The following is a 12,741-nucleotide window of genomic DNA, read 5'->3' as shown; positions in this document are numbered from 1 at the left end:
CCTTTCAGCGGAGAAGTTGAGCGTCGGCGAGGCGTTGCAGGTCGTCCCGGGAGTTGATCTCGGCGGGTGGCAGGGCGTCGGGGAGGTGGTCTTCGAGCAGGCGCAGGGGGGAATTCAGCCAGCCGCGCACCGCCCAAGCGAGTTGCAGCAGGCCGCTGAGCACGACGAGCATGGCGAGCCCGCGGCCGGGGCCGACCCCGATGAGCTGGCCGACGGTCCCGGCGAGCGGGCCGCCCGGTTCCAGCAGCGGGCGCACGTACCGTTGCGCGAGCGGGCCGACCAGCAGGTAGCCCAGCGGCATGGTCAGCATCATCACGGTGATGAAGATGGAGAGGACGCGACCCTGTAGTTCGAAACCGACCTTGGTCTGCACCACCGCGATCCAGTGCCCCTCGGCCAGCGATTCACCGAAGGTCAGCAGGAACATGCCCGCGATGACGAAGACCGGCGAACTACCCGATCCGACGACGGTCATGCCGAGGCTGCCGATGCCCATGAAGATGATCAGTCCGTTGGTGCGCCGGACGGTGCCGCCCCACAGACCCATCACGAGACTGCCCGCCAAACCGCCGAGTCCGCCTGCGCCGAGGGCGATTCCGAGCACCGCGGGGGACTGTTCGAGCAACAGCATTGGGGTGATGACGGCGAAACCGAGGGTGTAGAACGCGTGGTCGATGACGAAGAACCGCAGGGCGGCGCGCATGCCGGGGCGGCGGGTGATGTAACGCCACCCGTTGACGATCTCGCTGCGGAACGTTTCTTCTCGGCGATGGAACATCAAGTCCGGAAACCGGACGAGCAGCAGCGTGACGACGCCGACGGTGAATGTCACCATGTCGAGCAGGATGACGCCCGCGATGCCGATCAAGCCGATCAGCCCGGCCCCGAGCATCGGTGCGAACACCAGCCCGACACCGACTCCGAGTTGGCTGATGCCGTTCGCGTGCCCGAGGTAGCGCTTGGGCACGAGTTGCGCGACGGCGGCGAGATACGCGGGCCGCTGGAAGGCGCCGGCGATCGAGGTGACCGTGACGGTGAGGTAGATCTGCCACAGTTGTAGCCCGCCGGTAAATACCAGCACCGCAAGCACACTCATCGCCGCCGCGGCGGCGGCATCGCTGGCCAGCATCACCCGGCGGCGGTCCCAGCGATCGGCGACAGCGCCGGCGACCGGGCTGACCAGGATGCCGGGCAGCAAGCCGACCGCGTTGACGACGGCGAAGTCGGTGATCGACCCGGTCTGCTGGAACACCCAGATACTGAGCACGAGGGCGCTGAGCCCGCTGCCGACCATGGAGACGAACTGCCCCAGGGCGACGAGCGCGAACCGGGACAGGCTGGGTGGCGGCCCAGCCGGGGGAATCGGCTCTGGCGCAAGGGATTCGGGTGCACGCTCGGCGAAACCGACCAGCGCCTCGGCCAGTGGCTCGGCGTGGCTCTTCACGAAAAAGTGCCCGGCTCTCGGCAATACGGCCAGATCGAGGGGTCCGTCGCTGAAGTGCCGCCATTCGTGATGGCGTTCCGCGTAGTGCTCGGTGACCCGATCCTTGGCACCGACGACCGCCAGCACCGGCGTCTTCAGCGGTGGCCGCGGGTCGGTGTAGGCGGCCGTGAAGTACTCCTCGGCGTCGCGGGCGTCATGGCGGACGTTGCGCAGGACGAACGCCTGCTGCTGCGCGTCGTCGATGTCGACGAAGCCGCCACGGCCGCGTAGGTAGGTCAAATATTCACGGTCGGAGGTGAATCGGTCGGTCGGAATCAGCCGATAGAACCAGTCGAAGAACCGGCCGGGCAGCCGCGCGGTCGGAAAGCCCGCGCCCAGTGCGACACCGGCCAGTTCGATGCCGGCCGCCTCGGCTTGCCGAGCCAACTCGACCGTCACCGCAACACCTAAACAATGGCCGTACAAGAGAATTGGTCCGCTGGTCGTGGGCAGCTCGGCCAGGATCAGCTCGGCGACCACTGCGGCAGGCAGCAATTGCTCGTCCGGATGCGCCCGGTCGTGACCCGGCAGTTCCACCGCGTACAGCGCCCAGTTCGCTGGAAGTGCCTCGGCGAGCGGCTGATAGGCGACGGCGCTGCCACCGGAATAGGGCACCGCGACCACCGTGTGGCCGTCGAGTCCGGCGTCGTTGTCGGTGAGCCGGTGCAACATTCGGCGTTCGGTGCGCAGCCCTGGATCGCGTTCATCGAGCAACGCGGCCAGCCGCCGCACCGTGGGGTATCGGTAGAGCTCGACCAACGCCGGCGTCGGCGCGATCCGCCGGATCACTTTCAGCGCGGCGAACGAATCGCCGCCGAGGGCGAAGAAGGTGTCGTCGATGCCGAGGTCCGCGACGCCGAGCACCTCGCACCACACCGCCGCGATGTGCTGCTCAGTCGGCGTGCGCGGCGCTGGTCCCGCGCCCGGCCCGACGTCGTCGGGCGGTGCGGGTAGCCGGTTGCGGTCGAGTTTCCCGTTCGGCGTCAGCGGGAGCGCGGCCAGCGTGCGCACGCGGGCAGGCACCATGTGCGTCGGTAATTCGGTGGCCAGTGCCTCGCGGATCGCAGTCTCGTCGGCGGCCGAGCCGTCCCGGGTGACGACGTAACCGATCAACCGGGCGAGCCCGGACGACGGCGTGTGCAGGGTGACCGCGCAGCCGACCACCTCGGGCACGGCGCCGAGCGCAGCCTCGATCTCACCGATCTCGATCCGGTAGCCATTGACCTTGACCTGACCGTCGAGCCGCCCGAGGAAATCGGCTCGGCCGTCGAGCCGCCACCGGGCAGCGTCACCGGTGCGATACATACGAGCGCCGGGTTCGGGCGCGAACGGATCGGGCACGAACCGATCGGCGGTGAGTGTAGGCCGATGGTGGTACCCATCAGCGACACCGGCGCCGCCGAGATACAGCTCGCCCACGATCCCGGCGGGCACCGGTGCGCGATGCGCGTCGAGGACGTAGACACGATTGTTGGGGAACGGCACGCCGATCGGCAGCGGGGCATTGCCGGGCAGCTGCTCGACCGATCCCGTGAACCAGACATTATCGACGGTGACCTCGGTGACACCGTACGCGTTGACCACCGAATTACCGGGGCCGACAAGGCGACGCGCGAGCTCGTATTCGCGGACCCGCCATTCCTCCCCGCCGCCGATCAGCAGCCGGACGAAGTCGAGTCGGTGCCCGAGCTCGTCGACATGGGCGAGCAGCGTGCGCAGCACCGCCGGCACGAGTTCGGTGCACTGCACGCCTTCGGCACGCATCAGCGTGTACAGGTCGGCGGGATCGAGCAGGGTCTCCCGCGGCACGATCACCAGTCGGCCGCCGGTGGTGAGTGCGCGCAGTGTCTCACCGACGAACATGTCGAACGAGAAGCTGGCCGCCTGCTGGTACGTCCATTCCGGGCGTAGCTCGTAGGCGTGGCGCCACATGCCCACGGCGTGCACCAGATTGGCGTGATTTACCACGACGCCTTTGGGTTTGCCAGTGGAGCCGGAGGTGTAGATCAGGTAGGCCGGGTCTGTCGCCGTGTTGCGCAACGGCAGGTCGCTGCCGTCGTCCGGGGTGTCGCCGGTGAGGTACGCGGCGTCGATGACGAACTGCGCGCCGCAGTCGGCGAGCATGTAGTCGAGCCGATCCCGCGGGTATGCCGGGTCGAGCGGCACATACGCGGCACCGGCTTTGAGGACCGCCCACATCGCGACGAACAGGTCGAAGCCGCGGTCGAGGCAGATCGCGACGAACTCGCGCGGCGCGACCCCCTCGGCGCACAGTCGGCGGGCGAGCCGGTTGGCCCGGTGGTTCAGCTCGCTGTAGCTGATGGTGTCGCCGCGGAAGGTGAGTGCCGGTGCGTCGGGAGTTGTTGCGGCGCAACGCTCGAACAGTCGGTGCACGGTGGTGGCGGTGAGCTGGGGGCGGGCGCTGTCGTTCCATTCGTGCACGATCCGACGGCGTTCGGCGTCGGTGAGCATCGGCAGGCGGGTCACCGGGGTGAGCGGTGTGGTGACGGCGGCGGCGAGCACGGTCAGCAAGTGACCGAGCAGGGCCACCATCCTTGGGGCATCGAACAATTCGGTGGCGTAGTCGATGCTGAGGACCGGCCCGTCGAGCGGGAAATCCAGGCCGATGGCGACGTCGACCATGGTGGCGGCGGGGGCGAGTTCACCGGCGTACCTGACGGTGTGATCGCCTGGCTCCGGAGTGTTGTGGACCGTCAAAGTAACCGGGCTGATCCGGTTCCGGTTCCCGGCGCCCGGCCGGGCGATGGCGTCGACCAGATCCGGTAGTGCGAGGTCTCGATGGTCCAGATCACGCAGGACCGCATCGCGGACCCGGCCGAGCAGGTCGGCGAACGACGGTTCGCCGGAGACGTTTCCGCGGATCGGCAGGATGTTGAGCAGCGGACCGACCAGTGCTTCCAGACCGGGACTCGTTCGGCAGGCGACCGGAGCGAGCACGGTGATGTCGGTTCGGCACGTATAGCGGGACAGCACTGTCTGCACACTTGCCAGCAGTGCCATGAACAGGCTGGCTCGGCGGCTCTGCGCGTAGGAACGCAGGCGTTCGAGCAACGCCGGGTCGACATCGACGCAGACGCGCGCCGCGGCGAAGGATCGGGCCGCCGGGCGCGGGCGGTCGGCGGGCAGTTCCAGGTCGAGATCGGCGCCGTCGAAACGTGCTCTCCAGTAGGCGATCAGAGTGGCACCGACTGCCGGGAGGGAGGCGAGGTCGGGTAATGGTGTGGGCGTGGGCAAGTCGCCGGCCCGATATAGCTGCGCGAGTTCGTTGCCGACGATGCCCGCCGACCATCCGTCGAAGGCCAGGTGGTGGACGACAAAAACCACCTCGTCCGCAGTGTCGCCACGGACCAGCGCTGCGTACGCGATCGGGCCGTTGCGCAGATCGATACTGCCGGTTGCGGATTCGAGTAGTGGAATCGTTCCGTCGGGATCGATGACCATGCTCGGTTCCGCACCGTCGTCGAGGAAACGAGATCTGAGCAGCGGATGACGACGGGCCAGGGCCGCGAGACTGTGCGCGAGAATTGTGGCGTCTACCCGGCCGTTCCACCGGTAGCGGATACGCAAGGTATGCGCGGGCAGTCCGGTGCAGACCTGTTCGGCCACCCAGAAGTCGCGCTGCAGTGGGCTCAGGCGCAGCGGGACATTCTCCGGCACCGCGACGGTGGTGGGCTGGCCCTGGATGGTGTTGTGCCGCAGTCGAGCCGCGACCGCCGCGATGGTGGGCGCGGCATACAACTCGCTCAGGGTGAGCTCGATGCCGTGGTGGTGGCGCAGCGCTGCGCAGAGGCGCACGGCGGTGAGCGAGTCGGCGCCGAGTGTGAGGAAGTCGTTGTCCGGTCCGGTTATCGGGGTCCCGAGCAGCGACTCCCACAGGGTGGCGATCTCGGCTTCGGCGGATGTTCCTGTCCACGCGACACTACGGGCGCGTCCGTCTGCGTTGAGCGCGGCGTGATCGATCTTGCCTTGCGCGGTCAGCGGAAGGCGCACGTGCCGAACGAGTTCGGCGGGCACGAGGTACGCGGGCAAGGTGTCGCGTAGTGTCGCGCGGATCGCCGTCAGATCGGTGCCGGTTGCCGTCACGACATGGCCGATCAGGACGGTCCGCTCGTCCCGCTGGTCGACCGATACGACGGCATCATCGATGGCCGGGATGGCGCGCAGGGCGGCCTCGATGTCGCCCGGCTCGACCCGGAAGCCGCGAATCTTGACCTGGTCATCGAGTCTGCCAAGGTATTCCAGCTGATCGCCGCACCAGCGCACGCGGTCGCCGGTGCGGTACTCCGTGCCGTCGGGCCCCGGCCGGAAACGCTCGGCGGTCAGGTCGGGGTGGTTCAGATAGCCGTCGGCGACCGTGCGGCCACCGATCACCAGTTCACCCACCGGCGCCGGGTTACCGTCGGCGTCGACCACCCGGCAGGTCACCCCGTCCAGCGGGGTGCCGATCGGCACCGCGTCGCCCGCCCATCCAGTGAGGTCCGCGACGGTCGCGACAACCGTGGTTTCGGTGGGCCCATAGGTATTGAGCAGCCGCACCGAACCGCCTACCACTGTCTGCCAGCGGCGCACCGCATCGGGGCGAGCCGCCTCCCCGCCGATGATGGTCAGTCGCAGCGTCGCGGGCAGCACGGCTTCGCCCCGGTCGAGCGCGGCCACCAGCTCGTGCCAGTAAGCGGTCGGCAGGTCGAGCACGGTCACGCCGCTCGCCGCGCAGCGGTCGAGGAACAGGTCCGGACGGCTGATCATGTCCTCTTCGCGAAGCACCGCCGCCGCACCACAACTCAGCGGCAGAAAGAGCTCCTCGACGCTTGCGTCGAAACTCAGCGACGCGAATTGCAGCACCCGATCATCGGCATCGAGCCCATACCGTTCGATCGCGGCCGCACAGAACGCCGCCAGCGCCCGCCGGGAAACCACCACACCCTTCGGCCGCCCCGTCGTGCCCGACGTGAAGATCACATACGCGGCATCCGGCCTGGGTACAGCGCCGGTCAAGGCGACGACACCGTCCTCGGTGACCAGCGCCCGCGGCCGGGCATCCTCGATCATCGCGTCCAGCCGAGCCGCCGGATACGCCGGATCGAGCGGCACATACGCCGCCCCCGAACGCAGCGCGGCGAGGATCGCGACGACCGCCGCCCGTCCCCGAGGTAACCGTATCCCCACCAGATCACCGGCTCGAACGCCCTTCGCGCGCAAGCAATCTGCGAAGTCGTCGACCAGAGCGGCGAGCTCGGTGTAGGTCAAGCTGCCGTCACCGTCGACGAGCGCGGTAGCACCCGGCCGACTACTCACCTGCCCAGAAAAGGACTGCCACATCCCGTCCGTCACATCGCATCGGAATGTCCCACCGGCAGCACTCACCGGATCTCCTCGCCTCGATCCAACACCGCGGCAGATGCTATGGCGCAACCGCTCTTCGGACGCTGCGGGCGGAGGGCCTGATGATGTTCTGATGACGCAGGGAGGCATGCGGATTCAGGAGAGCCGACACCTGGGCGTCGGCGATGGCGACGCTGCGTCCGGTGGCACCCACCGCGCGACCTGCGGCAGAGGTTCGCTCCTCAGCGAATCCCTGAACAATTGTCCGGTGTACACCGCGTGATCGGTCCGCCGTGTAGTAGCCGAAGAGGGAAAACTGCGTCGATGATCCATCGATGATGGGTTCGACTCCTGGCACCCTCGAAAGCTACGGCGCAGAACAGTGGATCCGAACGTTGTGCCGGCAAGTAATCCATCAGCGACACAGGGGTTTCGGGGGGTGGGTACGGTGGATGGGGTGGGGCTCGGCGATGGGGTCTCATGGGTGGGCGCGGTCGGATCGGGCGCGGGACGCAGGGAGGGCAGGATGGGCGAGATCGAAGCTCAGGATCAGGTCGAGATGTTGGGCGCGGATTTTTTCGAGGATCCGCACGTGTATTACCGGCGGTGGCGGGAGCGGGGGCCGGTGGTGCGGGTGCAGTTTTCGCGCGGCGTGCCGCAGTGGCTGGTGATCGGCTATGCGGAGGCGCGGGCGGTGCTCGCCGATCCCAGGATGCACAAGAACCTGACCGGGGTGATCGAGGTGTTCCGTCGGAAAGCCTATGAGGGGCTGATGGATTCGGAATCGCTGGCGCTCGTCGGGCACATGCTGAACACCGATCCGCCGGACCATACCCGGCTTCGCAAGATGGTGAACAAGGCATTCACCGGCCGTCGAGTAGCCGCAATGCGGCCGCGTATCGAAGAGATCACCACCGCGCTGCTCGATCGTATGGCCGAACATGATGAGGTCGACCTGCTGGCGGCCTTCGCGGTACCGCTACCGGTCACGGTGATCTGCGAATTGCTCGGGGTGCCGTTCAGCGACCGGGAGTCGTTCCAGCACTGGACGAAGGTGCTGGTCGGGGTGGTCGGCGACGTGGAAGAGCGCCACCGCTGCTCGGCCGAGATGGCGCAGTACCTCGCCGCCCTGGTGCAGACCAAGCGCACCGAGCCGGGCGACGACCTGCTCTCCGGACTGGTGCAGATCCGCGACGGCGGTGACCAGTTGACCGAGAACGAACTGATTTCGATGGCGTTCCTGCTGCTGATCGCTGGACACGAGACCACGGTCAACCTGATCGGCAATGGCACATATGCGCTGCTGCGCAACGAATCCCAGTTTCGGGAATTGCGCGCGGACCCGTCCGGCGTGCCCGCCGCGGTGGAGGAGTTCCTGCGCTTCAACAGCCCGGTCGACTGGGCCACCGTGCGCTACACCTCCGAGCCGGTGCAGGTCGGCGACGTCGAGATCCCAGCGGGCGAACTGGTTTACGTCGCGCTGTCCGCCGCGAACCACGACCCGGCCCGTTACCACGACCCCGACCGACTGAACGTCACCGGCGACGCCGGGGGTCACCTGGCCTTCGGCCACGGCATCCACTTCTGCGTCGGCGCCCCTTTGGCCCGCGTCGAAGCCGAAATCGCCTTCACCGCACTGCTGCAACGCTTCCCGGACCTCACGCTGGCCCCCGACGCCACCACGCCGACCTGGCAGCACAGCCTGCTCATCCGTGGCCTCACCGCCCTGCCGGTCCGGCTGCGCAAGGAGGCGGCGGTTACGACGGGGGAGTGATGGCCAGGTAGACGCTGCTCCAGAGCTGTGCCGCATTGGATTCGGTGACATCGGCTTCACTGGCACCGAAGGGCGCGACGCGATAGCGGCCGTTGTCGAAGCGCCAGCTCCACAGTTCGGAGTTGGCCATCGACTCGGCGGCCTTGATTGCGTCCCACAGGGTGCGCTGGGCGTTCACGAGGCGGTCTCTGACCGGTTGGGGTAGGTCGGTGCGGTCGAGTTGGCGATTGAGACCGCTGGCGAGTGCGGCCTGCACCCAGGACCAGACCACGGTGCCGTGGTAGTCGTGGTTGGTGAACTGTGATTGCAAGGCGGGGTCGGCGAAGACCGGATTCGCCACGACCAACCCGGCTTCGGTGATCAACCCGAGCGGGAACGGGCGGAACATGGCGCGCACCTGCTTGTCGAGGACATCAGGCGGCGGTGCGCCGAACAGCAGGTCGAACGTGTCGTCGGAGTGCGTGATCGGAATCGGTGCGCCGTTGGCGTCCAAGGCGATGGCGGGGAAAGTGATCGGGTTGTTGTCGAGCGAGGCCAGCGCTTCTTGTGCGGTGACGCCGATCTTTCCGGCGTAGGAAGCGACGGCGGCCCTGGCCTGTTCGGCGTCGCGGGTCACGGTGAACAGTCGCGGTGCCTCGGCCCGCCAGGTTTTCGCGGCCGCAGCGGCGAAGGACAGTTCCAGCCGATCGTCGGCGGTCAAGAAGGGATCGAGCACCCCGTGGTCGAGCAGCCGCGCGGTTGCTTCGAGCGCCGCGGGCGCGAGGATGGCGTTGACGTCATAGGGGTAGCGGCCGCCGCCGAGACCGATTCCGCTGTCCCGCCATTCGCCCGAGTCGCGACCGGGCTGCAGGGCGATCAGGTTGCCGTATCGAGGCTCGTCGGCGAAGGCCGCGGTGGTCGACGTGACGAGCCGCAGGTTGCGCACCAACGCTTGACCGAGCAATACGGCCGAGTTGTCCAGTGGCGCACGCAGATAGGCGGACGCCCGTTCGGCGCCGGCCGGATCGTCGAGCAGATGGGCGGCGGCGACCGGCGCGAGCAGATAGTTCTCGTCGACCATGTTGTAGTCGAATATCGGCGCACCACTGAGGGTTCCGCTCTTGCGCTTGTTCGTGAGCACCGCGTACTCCGACAGCGACTCCTCATGCGCGACCTGGCCCTCGGGGCTGAGCCGAGTCAGTACGGAACGAATGCCCGCTTCGATCGCCTCGTGCGCCAGCACCGGTTTCAGCAGCATCATCGAGATCAAGGTGTCGCGGCCGAAATAGGTGTTGAAACGCCACGATCCGGCGAGGAACTTCTCGCGGTAGCTGAGGAAGGTGAGGGTGTTCTTCGCGCCGTCGAGTGGGCGCTCACGGCCGTTGAGCAGTTCGGATCCGGACAGCGGCGTCAACGGGGTATCGCCGGTCGTGGCAGTGACGCGCAGGGCGATCCGGCCGTCGGGCCCGGCGGTGATCGTCCCGTTCGGGGCCACCGAACCGTCGAGGACCTCGAGGCCGAGCTGGTAACCAGGCGCGCCGTCGAGACGGTCTCGTGCCCAGGTGACCGTGTTGTCGGCAATGGTCGGCGCGACCACGAGCTCGGTGGGCACCATCGCGTACTGGTCGTAGTCGCGCAGGACACGAACATTGGACAGAACGGCCTGCTTCGGTATCAACGTCGGCGCGCTGATGGAGGTGTCGAACTCGATCCCGTGTCGAGGGCGGCCCTGAGAATCATTGGACGACTTCGCCTTCAAAGGTGAGTCCAGTACCCAGTCCGCCGCGGCCGCGATGGGCCCGAACCAGACCCCGGTGCCGCTGTTCCCGGCCGGAAACGCCGCCACGATGCGTGGATTGCGGCCCGAACGCAGCAGCAGATGCGCCGCGGTCTTGTCCTCGCGCAGGAAGTAGTTCTGGTTCAGGCCTTCGCGCACCTCGAACCGGAACGCCGTGTCGCTCGGGGTGGACGCGCACCCGGTGGCGAGCAGCAGCAGGAGGACCACCCACACTGCCGCGAATTCGAGCAGCGACCCGCTCCGGCGCCCGGTCCGCAGTGCCTTGACGTGGTGCATGACAGCGCCCTTCCGTCCGTGCTCCGGGAGATCCTTTTCCGAACACGCCGAGCCCGCACAGCACTCGGCTGGGACCATTTCAAATGTATCGCCGATCAATGTTCCAGCTGGACGGAATCGGCGTCTCCGGCCGCGTCATGCGGTCCTAGCTTCGGTCACCGAGGTGCCCCGTGATGGAGTGACGGGTATGACGGATGAGAAGCGGACGCCGGGGGCGCTGTCGGGCATTGTGGTCGCGGACTTCGGCAGGATTCTCGCCGCGCCCTACCTGACCATGCTGTTGGCCGATCTGGGCGCCGAGGTCATCAAGGTGGAGCGGCCGGGCGTGGGCGACGACACGCGGGGGTGGGGGCCGCCGTTCGTGAATGGGCAGGCGACTTATTTTCAGTCGGTGAACCGGAACAAGACGTCGGTCACGCTCGATCTGCGCAGCGAAGAGGGGCAGCGTTACGCGCGGGAGCTGGTGCGGCGGGCCGACATCGTGGTCGAGAACTTCCGTCCGGGGACCATGGCGAAGTTCGGTCTGTCGTACGCGGACGTGCAGGAGTTGAATCCGCGGGCCATCTACTGTTCCTTGTCCGCGTTCGGCGGGGGCAAGGGTGCGGAACTGCCCGGTTACGACCTGCTGGTGCAGGCCGCGGGCGGGCTGATGAGCATCACGGGGCCGGGCGAAGGGGAACCGACGAAGACCGGTGTGGCGGTGGTCGATGTGCTCGCGGGCCTGCATGCGACGGTGGGAGTGCTTGCGGCACTGCGGCATCGGGACGCGACCGGGGAGGGACAGCTGGTCGAGGTGAATCTGCTGTCCAGCCTGCTGGCGGGCATGGTGAACCAGAGCACGGCGTATGCGCTGGCCGGCGTGGTGCCGACCACCATGGGCAACCGGCATCCGTCCATCGCGCCGTACGAGGTGTTTCCGACCGCCGACCGACCGCTCGCGGTGGCGGTGGGCAGCGACGGGCAATTCGGCACGTTGTGCCGGGCGATCGGCGCCGACCACCTGGCCGACGACCCGCGCTTCACCGACAACACGACACGTGTCGAACATGTCGAGGTCCTGGCGGCGGCGCTCGGCGAGATCTTGGCGACGAGGCCCGCCGCGGACTGGGAAGCGCTGCTCACCCCGCTCGGCGTTCCGTGCGGGCCGGTGAACGATATGGCGGGGGCGTTCGCGCTCGCCGATCGGCTCGGGCTCGAGCCGCGCATCCCCTCGGACGGCACCGACATGCCGCCCTTGGTCGCCAATCCGATCACGTTGTCGCGCAATCCGGTTCGTTATACCGCCCCGCCTCCCGAGCTCGGCTCGGGCACCGATCGGGTCCTCGCCTGGCTGGACGAGAACTGATCGCCGCAGCGATCAGTGCGCGCTGACCGCCACCGGAAGCCGAGCCGCCATGCGTCGCGCCAGCAGAATCACCACGTGAGCGCGCAACATGCCGATTGTGCCCGCGCACTGGTCTGCTCGCGCCATGGCGGCGTAGTCGTGCACGTTTTCCGGGTCGCTCAGCAGTTCGTCGAGTTCCATTCCGGCCCTGGCCTGTTCGCGGGTGAGCGCCCGATCGGGCAGCCAGCTGAGCCGCCACGGCGTCCGTCCATGCTCGGCGACGCGAGACGCACATTCCGGACTGATATCACTGGTGATAGACCACTCGGTGCAGTAGAGCGCCATGTCGAACTCCTATAAAAGCTCTCCCGAACGAAATTCGCAGCGATAATTCAGTTTTCGGCATCGCGGCCGGTCCGGTCGGTATCACTGGTAGTAGATCTAGGTCCAAGGTAGAACGTGTAAGCGCAATAGACGACCCCTGAGTCGCATTCTGAAATCGAGTTCAGATTGCGTTAACTGGCAGATCACCACCGATCACGGTGCGATCACGCGATGATCATGCTGTATCACGGTCATGGCGGACGGACTCGTCCGCCGGGCAGCCGTACCGCGCGTCGATACTGCTCAGCCGTCGCCTCGGCGACTCCGGTGAGCTCAGGGGTGATGCAGAGCTCGAACCCTGATCGGCGGCTCGAGCCGGCAACCGTAATACGCTCTCTGCAAGACGGACTCGCTCGCGCAGAAGGTATCTGACGATCCCG

5 protein-coding genes are annotated in these 12,741 nt (G+C 67.4%); 2 read left to right on the top strand and 3 right to left on the bottom strand.

Annotated elements, in window-relative coordinates; all coding sequences use genetic code 11:
* Positions 1 to 4 precede the first annotated feature (4 nt).
* The gene (locus tag DBO33_RS22635) at positions 5 to 6,799 is read right to left on the bottom strand and encodes a non-ribosomal peptide synthetase/MFS transporter (RefSeq protein ID WP_199856722.1); all 6,795 of its coding nucleotides are present in this window, start codon (positions 6,797 to 6,799) and stop codon (positions 5 to 7) included.
* 553 nt (positions 6,800 to 7,352) lie between these two features.
* Between DBO33_RS22635 and DBO33_RS22630 the strand changes: the two genes are divergently transcribed.
* On the top strand, positions 7,353 to 8,600 hold the full coding sequence (locus tag DBO33_RS22630) for a cytochrome P450 family protein (RefSeq protein ID WP_107656827.1): 1,248 nt from the start codon (positions 7,353 to 7,355) through the stop codon (positions 8,598 to 8,600).
* On the opposite strand, the gene DBO33_RS22625 is transcribed toward DBO33_RS22630, so the two are convergent.
* Positions 8,584 to 10,653: a hypothetical protein gene (locus DBO33_RS22625; RefSeq protein WP_234390988.1), complete on the bottom strand. Its 2,070-nt coding sequence runs from the start codon at positions 10,651 to 10,653 to the stop codon at positions 8,584 to 8,586. The genes DBO33_RS22630 and DBO33_RS22625 overlap by 17 nt on opposite strands.
* A gap of 187 nt (positions 10,654 to 10,840) precedes the next feature.
* Between DBO33_RS22625 and DBO33_RS22620 the strand changes: the two genes are divergently transcribed.
* Positions 10,841 to 11,998, top strand: coding sequence for a CaiB/BaiF CoA transferase family protein (locus tag DBO33_RS22620; protein WP_107656826.1), 1,158 nt, complete (start codon positions 10,841 to 10,843; stop codon positions 11,996 to 11,998).
* A 12-nt stretch (positions 11,999 to 12,010) separates the two neighbouring features.
* Here the strand turns inward: DBO33_RS22620 and DBO33_RS22615 are convergent, their stop codons facing one another.
* A complete protein-coding gene (locus DBO33_RS22615; protein WP_107656825.1) occupies positions 12,011 to 12,322 on the bottom strand; it encodes a hypothetical protein in 312 nt (103 codons plus the stop codon).
* Positions 12,323 to 12,741: the final 419 nt, after the last annotated feature.

This window comes from Nocardia suismassiliense, assembly GCF_900269665.1.
GTDB lineage: Bacteria > Actinomycetota > Actinomycetes > Mycobacteriales > Mycobacteriaceae > Nocardia > Nocardia suismassiliense.
This window is presented reverse-complemented; position numbering and strand designations above follow the sequence as displayed.